This is a genomic window from Vibrio sp. FF266 (assembly GCF_041439695.1).
In the GTDB taxonomy this organism is placed as follows: Bacteria; Pseudomonadota; Gammaproteobacteria; order Enterobacterales; family Vibrionaceae; genus Vibrio; species Vibrio tasmaniensis_A.
This window is the reverse complement of record NZ_JBGOOO010000015.1, coordinates 41,795-56,681: the sequence shown is the minus strand read 5'-3', so window position 1 is coordinate 56,681 and position 14,887 is coordinate 41,795. Positions and strand designations below refer to the sequence as shown.

General features: G+C 43.5%; 14 protein-coding genes. 9 read left to right on the top strand and 5 right to left on the bottom strand.

Annotated elements, in window-relative coordinates:
- Positions 1 to 38 precede the first annotated feature (38 nt).
- The gene (locus ACED59_RS13095; protein ID WP_371704994.1) at positions 39 to 1,325 is read left to right on the top strand and encodes a DEAD/DEAH box helicase; all 1,287 of its coding nucleotides are present in this window, start codon (positions 39 to 41) and stop codon (positions 1,323 to 1,325) included.
- A gap of 77 nt (positions 1,326 to 1,402) precedes the next feature.
- On the opposite strand, the gene ACED59_RS13090 is transcribed toward ACED59_RS13095, so the two are convergent.
- From ACED59_RS13090 to ACED59_RS13080, 3 genes are all read right to left on the bottom strand, one after another.
- Complete coding sequence (locus tag ACED59_RS13090) at positions 1,403 to 1,960, bottom strand: PhnA domain-containing protein (protein ID WP_009845316.1); 558 nt, start codon at positions 1,958 to 1,960, stop codon at positions 1,403 to 1,405.
- Between the two features lie 219 nt (positions 1,961 to 2,179).
- Positions 2,180 to 4,618 carry a VolA/Pla-1 family phospholipase gene (locus tag ACED59_RS13085; RefSeq protein WP_371704993.1) on the bottom strand — a complete coding sequence of 813 codons (2,439 nt, stop codon included), beginning with the start codon at positions 4,616 to 4,618 and terminating at the stop codon, positions 2,180 to 2,182.
- Between the two features lie 13 nt (positions 4,619 to 4,631).
- Positions 4,632 to 5,891, bottom strand: coding sequence for an outer membrane protein transport protein (locus ACED59_RS13080; protein WP_017097938.1), 1,260 nt, complete (start codon positions 5,889 to 5,891; stop codon positions 4,632 to 4,634).
- A 357-nt stretch (positions 5,892 to 6,248) separates the two neighbouring features.
- Between ACED59_RS13080 and ACED59_RS13075 the strand changes: the two genes are divergently transcribed.
- Complete coding sequence (locus ACED59_RS13075; protein ID WP_029222770.1) at positions 6,249 to 7,331, top strand: site-2 protease family protein; 1,083 nt, start codon at positions 6,249 to 6,251, stop codon at positions 7,329 to 7,331.
- Positions 7,332 to 7,415: 84 nt separating this feature from the next.
- On the opposite strand, the gene ACED59_RS13070 is transcribed toward ACED59_RS13075, so the two are convergent.
- Positions 7,416 to 8,204: a M48 family metallopeptidase gene (locus ACED59_RS13070; RefSeq protein WP_017097936.1), complete on the bottom strand. Its 789-nt coding sequence runs from the start codon at positions 8,202 to 8,204 to the stop codon at positions 7,416 to 7,418.
- Positions 8,205 to 8,388: 184 nt separating this feature from the next.
- Between ACED59_RS13070 and ACED59_RS13065 the strand changes: the two genes are divergently transcribed.
- The 5 genes from ACED59_RS13065 to ACED59_RS13045 all read left to right on the top strand — a co-directional run bounded on the left by ACED59_RS13065 (position 8,389) and on the right by ACED59_RS13045 (position 12,179).
- Positions 8,389 to 8,814 (top strand): hotdog fold thioesterase, encoded by a 426-nt coding sequence (locus ACED59_RS13065; RefSeq protein ID WP_017097935.1) that lies wholly within the window; start codon positions 8,389 to 8,391, stop codon positions 8,812 to 8,814.
- Between the two features lie 73 nt (positions 8,815 to 8,887).
- A complete protein-coding gene (locus ACED59_RS13060) occupies positions 8,888 to 9,121 on the top strand; it encodes a DUF3389 domain-containing protein (protein WP_009845322.1) in 234 nt (77 codons plus the stop codon).
- Between the two features lie 154 nt (positions 9,122 to 9,275).
- Positions 9,276 to 10,967: an SgrR family transcriptional regulator gene (locus ACED59_RS13055; protein WP_012600656.1), complete on the top strand. Its 1,692-nt coding sequence runs from the start codon at positions 9,276 to 9,278 to the stop codon at positions 10,965 to 10,967.
- Positions 10,968 to 10,997: 30 nt separating this feature from the next.
- Entirely contained in the window at positions 10,998 to 11,906 is a 909-nt protein-coding gene (locus tag ACED59_RS13050) for a DMT family transporter (RefSeq protein ID WP_017097934.1), read from the top strand.
- 21 nt (positions 11,907 to 11,927) lie between these two features.
- Positions 11,928 to 12,179 carry a hypothetical protein gene (locus tag ACED59_RS13045; protein WP_017097933.1) on the top strand — a complete coding sequence of 84 codons (252 nt, stop codon included), beginning with the start codon at positions 11,928 to 11,930 and terminating at the stop codon, positions 12,177 to 12,179.
- 93 nt (positions 12,180 to 12,272) lie between these two features.
- Here the strand turns inward: ACED59_RS13045 and ACED59_RS13040 are convergent, their stop codons facing one another.
- Positions 12,273 to 12,881, bottom strand: coding sequence for a DUF2238 domain-containing protein (locus tag ACED59_RS13040; protein WP_029223945.1), 609 nt, complete (start codon positions 12,879 to 12,881; stop codon positions 12,273 to 12,275).
- A gap of 200 nt (positions 12,882 to 13,081) precedes the next feature.
- Here ACED59_RS13040 and ACED59_RS13035 point away from each other — a divergent pair, with 200 nt between their 5' ends.
- Positions 13,082 to 13,921, top strand: a complete 840-nt coding sequence (locus tag ACED59_RS13035; RefSeq protein ID WP_009845327.1) for an isopenicillin N synthase family oxygenase — start codon at positions 13,082 to 13,084, stop codon at positions 13,919 to 13,921.
- Positions 13,922 to 14,210: 289 nt separating this feature from the next.
- Positions 14,211 to 14,831 (top strand): DNA-J related domain-containing protein, encoded by a 621-nt coding sequence (locus ACED59_RS13030; protein WP_009845328.1) that lies wholly within the window; start codon positions 14,211 to 14,213, stop codon positions 14,829 to 14,831.
- Positions 14,832 to 14,887 lie beyond the last annotated feature (56 nt).

Here is a 14,887-nt window from a genome sequence, read left to right as displayed (position 1 = left end):
TAGCGCGCTATTATTTTAGCTTTGAGTTCCTGCAATTAATGACTAACACCACAACACCAACCAACTTCTCTGATCTTGGCCTAATCTCTCCTTTGATGGCTCGTTTAACAGAGCTTGAATACCAACAGCCAACGCCTATCCAAGCGCAAGTTATTCCAAGTGTGTTAGCAGGAAGCGACCTAATTGCAGGTGCAAATACGGGTTCAGGTAAAACTGCAGCATTTGCACTGCCGCTGTTACAACAAATCCATGAAGATGCACCTTTAGACCGCAGAGCAGGCAAAGGTAACTTTGTGTCTGGCCTTATCTTGGTGCCTACACGTGAGCTTGCTAAGCAAGTAGCCGACAGCGTTAAGTCTTACGCAGTACACTTCAATGGTGCGATCAAAACGGTTTGTGTATTTGGTGGTGTATCGGTAAGCACTCAGATGCAAGCGCTACGTGGCGGCACTGATATCTTGGTGGCGACACCGGGTCGTTTACTGGATCTGATCTCAAGCAATGCTATCAAGCTAGATAAAGTAAAAACGTTAGTGCTTGATGAAGCTGACCGAATGTTAAGCCTTGGTTTTACAGAAGAACTAGACGCGATCTTGAAACTTCTGCCAAGCAAAAAACAAACCTTGTTGTTCTCTGCGACTTTCCCCGAGCAAGTTAAAACGCTGACTCACGAACTACTGAATGATCCAATTGAAGTTCAACTTCAAAGTGCTAATGCGAGCACATTGGTTCAGCGTGTATTCGAAGTAGAAAAAGGTCGTAAGACAGCATTGTTAGCGCACCTGATTCAACAGCACGAATGGCGCCAAGCTCTTATCTTCGTAAACGCGAAAAACAGCTGTGAGCACCTTGCAGACAAGCTTTACAAGCGCGGTATCATCGCAGAAGTATTCCACGGCGATAAAGGGCAGGGTTCACGTACTCGTATTCTTGAAGATTTCAAATCTGGCGAGATTGACGTTCTTATCGCGACAGACATCGCGGCACGTGGTCTGGATATTGAAAAGCTTCCTGTAGTTATCAACTTTGACTTACCACGTAGCCCATCAGACTACATGCACCGTATTGGCCGAAGCGGTCGTGCAGGTGAGGTTGGTTTAGCATTATCTTTGATCGATCACGAAGACTACCATCACTTCACAATCATCGAGAAGAAGAACAAAATTCGTCTTGAGCGTGAGCAAATCGAAGGCTTTGAAGTGGATGAAGAAGCAACCGCTGCACTTGTTGCTGCGTTAAAACCCGTTGCTCCACCGGCTGGTACAGGCAAGAAGAAAAAGAAGAAAGCACCTAAAAACCAAGACGTTTGGTTGAGAAATAACTAAACTAAGAATGGTTAGATAGTAGATACAAGAAAGGCGCTCAATAGAGCGCCTTTTTTAATTCTACGAGTAAAAAGTCATTACTTCTTACGGCAGAACTCAGCGATTACGTACATTGATTGACCGCCGTTTGTTTTACCAGAAACAAGCTTAGGATCGTCACCAACGCTGATGCCACGGATAACAGTACCTTGCTTAATCACTTGGTTAGTACCTTTGATTGGCAGATCTTTGATTACTGTTACGTCGTCACCTTTTTTAAGTTCAACGCCGTTCACATCAAGAGGCTTATCATCAGCAGACATGCCGATTTGTGCCCAAACTGATGTTTCTTCTTCAAGGTACATCATGTCTAGTGCGTCTTGAGCCCAGCTTTCAGTGTTCAGACGAGTAAGTTGACGCCATGCCGTTACTTGAACTGGTGCCTCTTGACTCCACATGCTGTCGCTTAGGCAGCGCCAGTGGTTGATATCTTTAGGCTCGTCAATCTCACCAAGGCATTTGTCACATACCATGATGCCGTGATCCACTGTTACGTGGCTGTGTGGCGGCACTGCGTACGCAGTAAGAGAAGAATCAGAACCACATAGTTCACATTTAGATTGGCAGCGTTCTAGCATAGTAGCTTCAGAAGACATAATGGACTCACATTTATTAGGTATTAATTACGGGGCTATTATCCACTTTATTTACAATAAAGAAAGAGGTCGTACGGTATTCTGTCTTGATTAATTTTAGCCGAGATCAACCATTTGTGTTTTAACGTTTTATGCAAACGGTTAACTAGGGATGTTTGGTTGGTGGTAGAAACAAAAATGCCAGCGGTTAGGCTGGCATTTGTTTAGTTGCAACTATTTTTATTCCAAGAAAGAAGCAGTAATAGATGCTGAAGTTAACGCGTTGTCGATCAAGAAGTCTACAGCTTGTGTCTGCATGCTTACATGATGACCTGCGTCCAAAGGTGTTGGTGTAGTGGTATCTTGCGGTATTACAAACGTACTGTGTGCAGCAACATCACTGAACTTAACAAAGTCCTTCGCACCGTCAACAGTTAGATTTTTTGAATCGACCTCTTTTAAGCCTAGCTTTGTTGCTAACGGTTGCGTTCCCGCAAACGGAGCGTTAGCTACAGAATTTGGTACTGTATCATCACCTTGTACTTGCCCCATATAAATAGGCAGAACCGGTGAGCCAGAAGCAACTAGATAAGCAGCATTGGTAAATGGATCAACAGTATCCAACACAGTTTGTGCAGCGTAAGCGAACTGCTGAAAAGCGGCTGTCATGGTTGCTTTCTGTGCTGCAGTCGCGTTTGCTTCAAACGTTGTGTAACACTGTTTGCTAGAGAGGCTTCCACAGTTCGCGGTTGCGAAACCTGCGTATTCAGTTGAAGCGCTCAATGCAACGCTGTGCTTAACTTGAGGGCCAAACTCTGTAGAACCCAGTAGAAGGTTAGATATCTGACCGCCTGAGTTTTCTATCGCTGCTGAACTGAATGAGTAAAGCGAATTAGCTGCGACACTACCGAGAGTACGGTTAGAGGCTGCAACTGCTGTTGTTCCAACAATACCACCTAGCGAGTGGCCTAAGAACTTCACTTGTGAGCCAGTAGTTAGATTAAATGCCTTCAATGGAGAAGTACCGAGTCTGAGAGCTTTTAATGAAACAGCTAACGATGCGCGTAAGCCCATAACATCAAGTGCACTTTGACGTACGTTATCGCGAGCGACGGGTAAGTTCGCTAAGTTTAGATAAGCCAAAACGTCAGTATTTGCCGAACGAGTATCATCTAAACTACGTGTACCGTGGAGCGGTAAGTCAATGGCCAATACTGCTACACCAGCTTTTGCAAGGTTGTAAGCGAAAGCATAAGCGTTTTCTTTCGCTGAGGTGATACCGTGTTGGTAGATCACAACATTAGTAGGATCAGAACCATTTGGAGTAAACAGTAAGAATTCGACGTCTTCTAATGATTTAACTTGAGGGACAGGTGAGTATTTGGTGATGACTCGCTCGCTATCAAGTGCTGAACCATCTTTAAGAGTCAGGTTTAAACCAATGAGTTTAAGCTGCTCTGTTTGACTCGTCGCTAATATACTTGCATCAATACCAGCAGCAATAAGTTGAGCGGCCATGTTCGCCTTTTCTGCACTATTACTTAGAGCATTTGAAACCTTAGCTAGGCTAGGCATAGCGGATTCAAACGGCTGAGTATTCCATTTGCTGCTGCTTGTTTCTAAGTAGTGAGGTAACTTAACCGACCCTTGACTTACATTGACATCTGCACTTGATGCATCGTACATCGCCCCAATAGCAAATTTGGCTTTAGCAATCTTAGTCGAGTCGCCGCCACCAATGTATTTATCAAAATCAGTGTCATTGGCTAATGCTGTTTTGAATGTGACTGCAGGATTAAAGGACATAGTGTAAGCGGCTTTTAGGTCAACCGAATTAGGGTTTGCACTGCCTTTCCATACACCATTTAGGTTCGCAGAAGCCAACCCAGTCGCTGTTGCTGCTTTTGTCGCGAAAAGCGAACCGCCAACCGACTCGGTGGTAAACCACGTCGAGTAAATGATGTTCTCAGTATCAAGAGTAATTGCACCTTGAGCGTTCGCTCCGGCGAAGATCTTCTCGACGCCTTGAGTCACTTTCTGTGCTTGAGCTAAGCTTCCGTCAGTATATATTACTGAACTTGACTTCAAAGCTGCGTAGCTTGACGACATACCTACCGGGTCGCCATTAACATCGGTCAGTTCATTCGACAGTGCCAACACGTATTCGCTTGAAGCATCGAGTGAATCTTTAAATACAATAGTAAAGGCATCCGTTGCAGCGCTAGATAACACATTAAAGTGCGCACCTAGAGTCAACACGCCTGTAACCTTTGGCGCTGTTGTGGATGTTAATGAACTGCTAAGTTTTAGAATGTAAACGCCGCCAGTCGCGACACCGTCGGCAAGACCGGTACCTTCGAAATTCATAACGATTGGCATCGAAGTAGACCAGCCATCCATGGTGTTCATTGCCGCGATTGGATTCGTTAACGAATCTTTGCCACCCGTTGGTAACCCGAGAGTGCCATCCGTCGTGTCCATCAGAGCAAAGCTTGGCAGTGGAACCGCTTTGTTCGCACCACTTAGATGAAACTTAATACTCGTTGTGCGAGCCAGTGAATCTTGAATGTACTGCTCATATTTAACGGCAGTTGAGGCACCTGAACTCGAAGAGTCATCACCACAACCTGCAAGAAATATCGCCGAAGCAAGCAGCGAAACACTAAATAACTTTTTCATGTTTGAATTCCGTTTAGTTAAAGGTGTAGTTCAATTGAATTGCAGATAGGTAAGCTACTGCATCACCTGAAAACTCAAGCTTTTGACCCAGTTCGTTAGTTTCCGTGAAATCACCATCTTTACTTTGTACAAGTGCAAAACCAGCATCAATAGAAAGATCTGGGCTGTATTGGTAAGTCAAGCCAGTGCTGTACCAGTAACGATCGCTATCTGGGATACTTAACGTTGCTTGACCAGCTTGCTCGTCATAGGCAAGACCCGCCCTTAGTGTCCACTCTTGATTCAACTGATAAGTCGCACCCAACGAGTAGCGGTTGTTATCCTCGTAGTGTTCTGTCTTTTTAAAACACACACCATCTTTACAATCTGGACTGGTGGCTTTAAGTTCTTTAAAACTGCTCCAACCCGTTTGTTGCCAACCGTAGTGGATAGCCCACTGTTCGGTCAGTTGGTGGAAAGCCGATATTTCAATAATTGAAGGTAAGGTAATTTTTAAGCGGCCAGTCGTTGCAGTTGCGCTACCTTGTACGATTCCACCGGTGTAATCTTTGAAATCACCATCGTCAAAATCAAGGTCAACTTCCGAACGATAAGCGATAGAAAATCGATTGTTTTCATTCAATTCATATAAGCCACCCACATTCCAACCAAATGCGAATGTTTCGCCAGTCATACTGATTAGCTTTTTAGAGTAGGACTCGTTAGCAAATTCACCAATAGCACCATGGTGTCGGTTGAGCTCTGCTTCTGCGTAAACAAGGTTTACACCAGCACCAATGCTGAATTGGTCGTCAATTCTATACGCTACGTTTGGGTTTAAATTGACAGACATTAGTGATGTATCACCAGCTAGATCACCTGCGTAGATATCATCTGGGTAATCGGTAGCAACACCGTAGTTGGAAAACATACCAATGCCCCAAGCCCATTGTTCATTGATTGGACTAATGTAGTAAGCACCAGGTACAATCTGAAGGGGAGCGACGTCTTTAGATGTCTGACTTTGCCCGCCAGAACCTGGAACATTGTTTTGAGTAATGTCTACTTCTGGATCAACGACAGAAACCGCGCCTGAAAATTGGGCTGTATCAAATAGGGTCATTGCAGCGGGGTTTCTCGCAAGTACACTCGCGTTGTCGGCAACTGCACCTTCACCTGAAAACGCGCGTCCAAGACCTGAGGCAGAGTGCTCAGCGACTTGGAAACCAGCCGCAAGTGAATTACATGCAAATAGTACAGAAAGCGAAACGAGAGAGCGTTGTATTGTTTTCATCCTTGACCCTCCTAGGGCATCAAATCTCATTCTTATTGTTGAAAACACACTGAGCATTCTTATTTGTGATGCTCCAATGTAAATGACATGTTAAATTCATGTTTCATGTAAAGTCAAAGAATGAGTTATCATTTTGTGAAGTTATAATTTTAAGGGGCGGGACTTTAACATTTATAATATGCATACAATCAATGGTTTATTCGTGGTTGGAGGTGTGACCAGAATGTTTATGCGCATTATCGGAATAAATAGTGTTCAATTGCTTAAATATGTAACAACTTCGTTTGTGTTTACCGTTAATCGCTAAATCGGCATAATACGGTTTCATTTACGATGGCATTAAATTGGAATTTAAGTTTGGAATTACTCGCGATAGAGTTTCTTGGAAAACCGCTTCGTTTAGAAGGTTCAATGGCTGGTTGGCAACAGCTGTTCTGGGATAATACACTTGTGTCTCAACTGGATGCGACCTCTGAGCAAGATAATGCTCGAACTCACTCATTCATGTTGCAATCTGGCGAAGATACGTTGCAGTGTCACGTCAAAGCGTCAGTTCAATGGCAGCCATTTGAGATGTACTACAAAGCCTCCGTCAATGGTCAAACGATTGCCGAAGGTAACCGCGACACTAAAGACATCGAGCAACAAACTCCCGTTGTAGCACCTAAACCTGAGAAGCGTTTTAGCTTAATTGGATTAGTGTCGCTTGGTATGAAAGCATTAAAAAGTGCCAAGCTAATCAAAGTCGTACTTGCCTCAGCGAGCTTGGCTGCGTATTCATGGCTGTTTTCAATTCAATTTGCTTTAGCTCTAATCGCTTGCCTTATGTTCCATGAATACGGCCATATTAGAGCGATGAAATACTTTGGTATGAAGACCAAAGGCATCTATTTGATACCATTCCTTGGTGGTTTAGCGTTATCCGATGAGAAGATCAATACGCGCTGGCAGGATGTAGTTATCTCAATCATGGGGCCATTGTTCGGATTGATATTGTCTTTGGTGTTTATGGTGTTGTACTGGATCACTGGCGAGATGTTCTTTGCTGGGCTTGCGGTATTTAACGCGCTATTGAACTTGTTTAATCTATTGCCAATTCTGCCTCTCGATGGCGGACATGTACTGAAAAGTATCAGTTTCTCAATGAACAGCGTGCTTGGTATTGTATTGTGTATCGCAGCAGCTGTTGCTGGTGTGGTACTGAGTTATCAGTTGAATCTGACTTTGTTTGGTTTCTTATTGATTATGGGTAGTGTGGAAATACTGTTCGAATGGAAAGGGCGTCACCACAGTCACTTGTTGCCATTAGACAAATACGGTCAAGTCGTGTCGTTTGTTTGGTATGTGGGTTTAGTGAGTAGTTTGATTGGTGTTATCTGGTATTTTGCATCTACTGGTGATCAGCTATTAAGCCTACCATTGCAAATTCTTGGTACTTAACAAGAACCAAAACAAAAAAATGCCCTAGCCAATATGGATAGGGCATTTTTGTATTCGAAGTTTAGCGTCTAGACAAGTGTAAAATTACGCTTTGCAACTTGGTCTTGGAGAACCCGATTGGGGAAGCGTTTTGATCGTCGCTTGCAGATCTTTGATACGCGTACTGTGCGAAGGGTGTGTAGAAAGCAGTTCTGGGGGCTGATTACCACCCGATGCCTTCGCCATGTTTTGCCATAGGTCGACACTTTGGTTAGGATCAAATCCAGCTCTAGCCATATACTCTAGGCCAACAACATCGGCTTCAGACTCTTGAGTTCGTCCATACGGTAGAATAACGCCGTACTGAACGCCTAAACCTAAAGCAGCCATCGTCATACCTTGATATTGGCTGTATTCTGATGCGCCTAATGCGATGCTAGTAACCGATAAGCCAGTGTTAGCGATTTGAGACTGAGATAGGCGCTCGTTACTGTGGTCTGCTAAAACGTGCGCCACTTCGTGTCCGATAACTGTTGCGAGTTGGTCTTGATTAACCGCTACCTTAAGCAACCCGGTATATACGCCAATTTTTCCGCCTGGTAGGGCGAATGCGTTTACTTGGTCACTGTCAAAGACAACAACTTCCCATTCACTAAAACCTTGTTTAGGAATGTATTGCGTGATGCTGTTTGCAACGCACTGTACATAAGCGTTCGTTTTTGCATCTTTGCTGATGGGTTGTTCTTTCTTCATTTGTTCAAAAGACTGTGCTCCAAGCTGAGACATATCTTTATCTGAAAAAAGCAGTAATTGGTTTCTGCCTGTTGGGGAAGCGCTGCATGCACTTAGCCCAGCGAGTGTAAGAAGCGAGGCAAACTTCATCCATGACGTCATACAATATCCTCTGTGTATTCGGTTTTTATGCATGTTAACATCAACTTGTGTAATAGCTAGTAGCAGTAAGATAACTATTTCGGTAATAATCCCAGCAGTAATGCTAACGTTATTGGTTTTATCAACCTATTAACGATGATAAAACTGCACACGCGATAACAAAGCCAATAATTAAGGAACCTACATGAGTATTTGGAAAAAGCCCGTTGACCTAGAGATCTTCAACGCGACCTCAAAAAATACCTTAATTGAACACCTCAATATTGTATACACCGAGGTCAACGACAACTCTTTGGTGGCAACCATGCCGGTTTGTCATTTTACCCACCAACCTTTAGGTATGCTCCATGGCGGCGCATCGGTTGTATTAGCAGAAACGCTTGGCTCATTGGCTGCTAATTTTTGCGTTCCAGAAGGCTACTATTGCGTTGGGCTAGATATCAACGCAAACCACGTTAGATCCATGCGCGAAGGTCATGTTGTCGGTACTGCTGAGCCTATTCACTTGGGTGTGTCTACCCAAGTATGGCAGATAAACATCACTGATGAGCGTCAACGCTTAGTCTGTACAAGTCGTTTAACTATTGCCGTGAAGAAACATAAGCGATAATAGGCTAAGCATTAGTTAGCTGTGTTTGTATTTATAAGAAGTAAGCTGTATTTAAAAATAGTCCGAGAAATCCATGGTCATAACGTTTAAAAGTGGGAAAATCATCGCAACCGCACATGAGCTTGTCGTTCGTTTGGATGGTGAGCACAGAGTAACGCTACAAGCTCAAGTTGATGCAATCCAACTGATAGGAAAAGGGGCAAATGTCATTTCAGCCAATGGTTCTGAATGCAAGTGGTCGATTAAATTAGACAACGAACAGCAGCTCCGAGATATTGCCAATGAAATCGGCTGCGATGTGATGTAATCGTATACTGCAAAAGTACTTAGACCTTCTATTTGAATCAAACATTAGGACACCATACCTAATAAATCGCAAGAAAATCACATCAGTAAGATTGATTTTAAGTCTTAAAATAGGGAAACTGAATTCAATATCCTTTGAATAAGTTTTCCTCTTTATGAGCAGCCCAAGACTTCGCGTTCAATTTGAAACCCTGTTTGAATACTTCGATGGTAAAGATTCTGATGTTCAGCTCGACGACATCACGGATGTACTTTGTTGTACCCGTCGTAATGCCCGGATGGTACTCAATAAGCTTGAAGAAGAAGGATGGGTTGAGTGGTTACCTGCGGCTGGGCGAGGCAAGTTATCTCAACTTATTTTTAAGCAGAATCGTTGCGATGTCAGTGAAAACTTAGCAAGACGCTACTTACAAGAAGGTAAAATTGGACAAGCGCTGTCAGTGCTTGATCACAATGCAGCCAAGCTGACTCAAGTTATTCAAAATTACTTGGGTGTGCAATACCAGGAAGGTGAGCAGGTTATTCGTTTGCCTTATTACCGACCGCTTTCTATGCTTAACCCGACAAAGTCGATGCGACGATCTGAGCAGCATATTACCTGTCAGGTATTCAGTGGGTTAACACGTTTGGATGAGAACGATCAATTACAGCCCGATCTTGCTCATTCATGGCAAAAAATCAGCGATTATCAATGGCGATTCTTCTTGAGACCCGGAGTCCGTTTTCATAACGGAGAGCCTTTGTTAACTAATCATGTTGTGGATACGCTGCTAGCACTCGAACCTCTCAATATGTTCTCACATATAAAAGACGTCTCTTCTCCGGCAAACTGTGTGGTTGATGTCTTTTTAACGCGACCAGATAAACACTTCCCACTCGCTCTGACTGAATCTGTTGCCAAAGTCACCTTACCGATGATTTTACGTGGTGAAGACTACGATATTCGACCGATTGGTACTGGCCCTTATCGCATTGAAAAGAACGATGAGAAGCAACTCGTGCTAACGGCTTTTAACGGATATTTTGGTTTTAGGCCATTGATTGATCGTGTTGAGGTTTGGGTTGTTGATGAGGCTTACTCTTCAATGGTTTACCCAAGTCTTTCTAAGCCTGTAATGGCGGATCGCGGCGATAGCGACGAAGTCGAACTTGATCCCGGCTGTACCTATCTACTGTTGAATCGGAAAAAGGGCATCGCACAAGATCCTGCATGGGCGCAATTTTTATCTAATACTTTGAATGCGGCCGATCTGTTTGTACACATTCCGAAAGAAACTGTTATCGATTTGGGAGTGTTACACGCTTATGGGATAAAGCCCGGTTGGTATGACATCAAGTTGAACACGCCGGTTTGTCCACCAGCGAATGCGAAACCAACCATTAGATTGGCTTACCAATGCCAACACCCAATGTTTCCAACACTTGCGAAGGCTATTGTTACAGTGTTGAAGCAATATGACGTCGACGTTGAACTTTATGGTTACGAAACCGATCCTCCACACGCCGATAATGTCGATATTTGGATCAATCCAATGGGTATCGCCAACAATAGAGATGACGCGTTAGCGGGCTGGTTGATGGATTACAGCTTTCTCGATGAATCTAGCCCGGCAGAAGACTTCGATCAATGGTGTCACATGATCGATCGTTGGCGCTCGGGCGAATTCGAGCAATTCCCAGCAAGACAGTTAGGTAAACAATTGGTGCAAAGCAATCAATTGATTCCAATGTTCCACTGTTGGTTAGGCGTTAACAAAGATCAATGCGGTACGCTGCAGAACGCCAAGTGCAATGCACTGGGTTGGTTCGACTTTAGCCAAGTTTGGGTAAAACCGGACGTTGACTAAGACCAGAGATAACTTGATTAGGACAACACGATGCAAACGGTGATGATCACATTTATAACGCTGGTGGCGTTTGCTGCCAATTCAGTGTTGTGTCGTTGGGCTTTGATGGATCAAACGATTGATCCTTTGAGTTTCTCGATCGTTCGTATCATATCGGGTGCGCTTACACTTCTGATTTTATTCACTTTGTCTTCCCACTGTAAGTCTAGAGAGGAGCTAGTAAACAACGACACGTCGGTAGAGACAAAGCTCAAATTACCGTTTCAATTCACATCAATATTGTCACTCCTCGTTTATATGTTTGGCTTCTCGTTTGCTTACCTAGAGCTTGGTGCAGGTCTCGGTGCTTTGGTTCTGTTTGTCGCGGTTCAATTTACGATGATTGCCGCGCACCTGATAGCTGGCAATAGAATGTCATTGTTAGAGTGGTGCGGTTGTTTGTTGTCAGTTTCTGGGCTCGTTTACTTACTCATGCCGACGGATTCGACAAGTTCGCCCGATATAACCTCCATCATATTGATGGCTCTGGCTGGAGTAGGTTGGGGGATTTATACACTTGCGGGTAAGAAATCCACGAACGCGTTGCAATCCACTACTGCCAACTTTGGATTTAGCTCGTTAGTGATCCTTGTGTTAGTAAGCCTGTTACTTGTCATCCCTAATGTGGCATCGCAAATATCCATCACAGAACAAGGCTTGATTTACGCAATATTGTCGGGCTCAGTGGCTTCTGGTGTGGGTTATAGTTTGTGGTATTACGTGGTGAAAAAACTGGATACAGTGGTCGCATCCATTGCACAGCTTTCTGTTCCCGTTATCGCGACACTTGGTGGCGTTTTGTTGTTATCTGAACCTGTTACTATGCAATTTATTATCTCATCGACTGTTATCTTACTTGGGATAAGCTTGGTTCTTGTCGCACCTAAACTTAAGAAATAAAGGGTTCAATCATTAACTTCTATGGCTAAACCAAACAAAAAACAACCGACTAAAACGGTTCAGATTTTCTGTGCGAAATGCAAAACGCAACTTTTTAAATATCGGAAAGGCGGCAAAGGGGTGCTCGTAAAGTGTTTTAAGGAACGGATCGTTGAAGATTTCACAAAAGACCCTTGTGTGTGCCCTGAATGTGGAATTGAATTTGCGCGAGATACTTTGGTTCGAGGTACGCCTGCCTACAAGTTTGTGGGTGGCAAGGTAACGATGAAGTAGTTGAGAAGAATAAATGCCGCAGCACATCATGTGTGTGGCATTTAAATCGACTAATTAACTTTTAAGCAAGAAGTTGAGCGGGCTATCTACGAACTACTGAGCTCTAACTCGTCCTTGAAGTTGCAACAGTAATAGCGAGACAATCGCACCCGTTGTATCACACAGCATGTCTTTCTGTGCATCCCAAATATCACCTTGTGAGCCAAGGAACGCGATACCTTCATCACCACCTGCAATCTCTGCATACCACCACTCAATAATTTCATAACCTGCTGCAACACTCATGATCGCAAATAGGGCAAAGAAACAGGCTAGTATCGGCTGAGCCAATTTCTTACGAATCAAATACTCTGCGAGTGGATAGGCATAAAGACCAATGGAGAAATGGGCTACTCGGTCAAAGTTATTGCGCTCAGAGCCAATAAGGTTATTGAACCAGTCAAATGGCACTTCTGCGAAGGTATATTTTGCGCCTATCGTGTGCAAAATAAGCCAGATAAACAACAGAGCATAAGCTGTCTTAGAAAAGGTGAGCTTGGTGGATAACCACCATATCCCGATAAGAATACCGAGAGCTGGGACGATCTCAGCGATCCAAACGGCTCTTGAAGATGGCGCAAAGGCTGAAAAGAGAAAGATAACAAGATAGACAGCAGTTAGTGAGAGTAGAGGTCTATTTTGAGCAAGTGGCGTAATTGTCATCATCAGATCCTTTATAAGTTTTTTGTATAGTTACATAATAATGAACAGTGTTCAATTGTGTTCTAATCACTAGATTTGTTGAAAAGTAGTGTTATCGCCCAGTATCTAGACAAACGGTTGGCGGAGTTTCACAAAAGTTTGATTTACAACAAAGCGATCCTTAAAATCATTGCATTACTACATAACAAGAAAGAAAAGTCATGAAACTGGAAACTGTCGATTACCTTGCTGACGACGCAGCAGAACAATTTGTTCGATCTCTACGTGAAACGGGTTTTGGTGTTCTTAAGAATCACCCCATCCCAAAAGAGCTTGTTGAGTCAATTTACGAGAACTGGTACCAATTCTTCATTTCTGAAGAGAAAGAGAACTTCCACTTCAATGTTGAAACACAAGATGGATATTTTCCACCTTCTGTTTCTGAAGTTGCTAAGGGCCACACTGTAAAAGACATCAAAGAATACTTTCACGTATACCCTTGGGGTCAGATTCCTGAACAGTTAAAAGAACAGATTCTAGATTACTACCAACGTGCTAATGCTTTTGCTCAAGAACTATTAGGTTGGGTTGAAGCACATGCGCCTCAAGAAGTACAAGAGAAGTTCTCAATCGCGCTTTCTGAAATGATTAATGGCAGCGAACAAACACTGCTTCGCGTTCTTCATTACCCACCAATGCAAGGCGATGAAGAGCCAGGTGCTATCCGCGCAGCTGCTCACGAAGACATCAACTTACTGACTGTTCTTCCTGCAGCAAATGAGCCGGGCCTTCAAGTTAAAGCTCAGAATGACGAGTGGTTAGATGTTCCATGTGACTTCGGTAATATGATCATAAACATTGGTGACATGCTTCAAGAAGCATCAGGTGGTTACTTCCCATCGACAACTCACCGTGTAATTAATCCATCAGGTGAACGCCAAGAGAAATCTCGTATCTCTTTGCCACTATTCCTTCACCCAAAACCGGAAGTTGTACTGTCTGAGAAGTACACCGCAAATGAATACCTAATGGAACGTCTAAGAGAGCTTGGTGTTATCTAATTAACTAGTTCCTTGTGCTAAAATTGGTATAGATATCAGAGGTCAGCAAAATTGCTGGCCTTTTTTTGTTTTTCCAAAGAGCTAAACCAATCATAGCCAATTACTGGTCACCTTAGCTGCGTAATTTTGATGGATAACGGGCTCTTGAGCCAAGCAATTGAATGTGGTGTTCCATTAAGCTCGACAAATCGTAGAAAATCGCTTTCAATTAAGAGAAGTCAGCCCACTGACCTAGGGCAATTCATCATGCCTAACAAGCTAACAACTTAATAACCCAAATGAGCCAACTATGTCGAATAATCAAGGTGTGAGAGCGAGCTTTCATAGCCATATGGAGAACCCTTTGCTCTGGCCCATTATGGAAGTGCTTAAGCGAAAACCAAGTGGATGGAAAGTACACACACTGGCGGCTTATCTAAACGACCTTGGGTTTATGCCTGTATTAGATGCAGCACCCGAGAAGGAGTTATTTAAAAAGAACTTTCTCATTATGAATGCGCTGTATCAGCTTCAAGAAACCTTGCACCCTGATGGTTGGCTTCAAGTTCAAGCAATGGATATTGAATTAATGAATGGAAGCTATCATGGAAATAGCCACAGCATTGATCACCAAGACCCTCTTCGAGACTACTACACTAATTGGACTAACTATGAAGCGGATGAAGGTGAAGTCAAAAGGCTGCTGAACGAGTTTTGGACTCGGTACAGAAAGTTTGTTGGCGCTGATACGCTCAATTTAGATAAAAACCGTGCATTGAAGTTATTTGATCTCCCTGTAGACGCAACGCATAAGGAAATTAGAAAGCGTTGGCGACAGCTGGCGTTGCGGTGGCATCCCGATAGAGACGAGGGCAATACGGCAAAATTCCAGACGCTTTGTGAGGCGTGGCATGTATTACGAAGTTCATAATCGACGTAACTCTTACTGCGCTGTTTATTGACTCTTTAGAGTGAAATTTAAGCCCT

What these genes read in the sequence shown, in the direction of transcription:
- ACED59_RS13095 (WP_371704994.1), top strand. Translation starts at nt 39, where the DNA reads ATGACTAACACCACAACACCAACCAACTTCTCTGATCTTGGCCTAATC.
- ACED59_RS13090 (WP_009845316.1), bottom strand. Translation starts at nt 1,960, where the DNA reads ATGTCTTCTGAAGCTACTATGCTAGAACGCTGCCAATCTAAATGTGAA.
- ACED59_RS13085 (WP_371704993.1), bottom strand. Translation starts at nt 4,618, where the DNA reads ATGAAAAAGTTATTTAGTGTTTCGCTGCTTGCTTCGGCGATATTTCTT.
- ACED59_RS13080 (WP_017097938.1), bottom strand. Translation starts at nt 5,891, where the DNA reads ATGAAAACAATACAACGCTCTCTCGTTTCGCTTTCTGTACTATTTGCA.
- ACED59_RS13070 (WP_017097936.1), bottom strand. Translation starts at nt 8,204, where the DNA reads ATGACGTCATGGATGAAGTTTGCCTCGCTTCTTACACTCGCTGGGCTA.
- ACED59_RS13065 (WP_017097935.1), top strand. Translation starts at nt 8,389, where the DNA reads ATGAGTATTTGGAAAAAGCCCGTTGACCTAGAGATCTTCAACGCGACC.
- ACED59_RS13060 (WP_009845322.1), top strand. Translation starts at nt 8,888, where the DNA reads ATGGTCATAACGTTTAAAAGTGGGAAAATCATCGCAACCGCACATGAG.
- ACED59_RS13055 (WP_012600656.1), top strand. Translation starts at nt 9,276, where the DNA reads ATGAGCAGCCCAAGACTTCGCGTTCAATTTGAAACCCTGTTTGAATAC.
- ACED59_RS13050 (WP_017097934.1), top strand. Translation starts at nt 10,998, where the DNA reads ATGCAAACGGTGATGATCACATTTATAACGCTGGTGGCGTTTGCTGCC.
- ACED59_RS13045 (WP_017097933.1), top strand. Translation starts at nt 11,928, where the DNA reads ATGGCTAAACCAAACAAAAAACAACCGACTAAAACGGTTCAGATTTTC.
- ACED59_RS13040 (WP_029223945.1), bottom strand. Translation starts at nt 12,881, where the DNA reads ATGACAATTACGCCACTTGCTCAAAATAGACCTCTACTCTCACTAACT.
- ACED59_RS13035 (WP_009845327.1), top strand. Translation starts at nt 13,082, where the DNA reads ATGAAACTGGAAACTGTCGATTACCTTGCTGACGACGCAGCAGAACAA.
- ACED59_RS13030 (WP_009845328.1), top strand. Translation starts at nt 14,211, where the DNA reads ATGTCGAATAATCAAGGTGTGAGAGCGAGCTTTCATAGCCATATGGAG.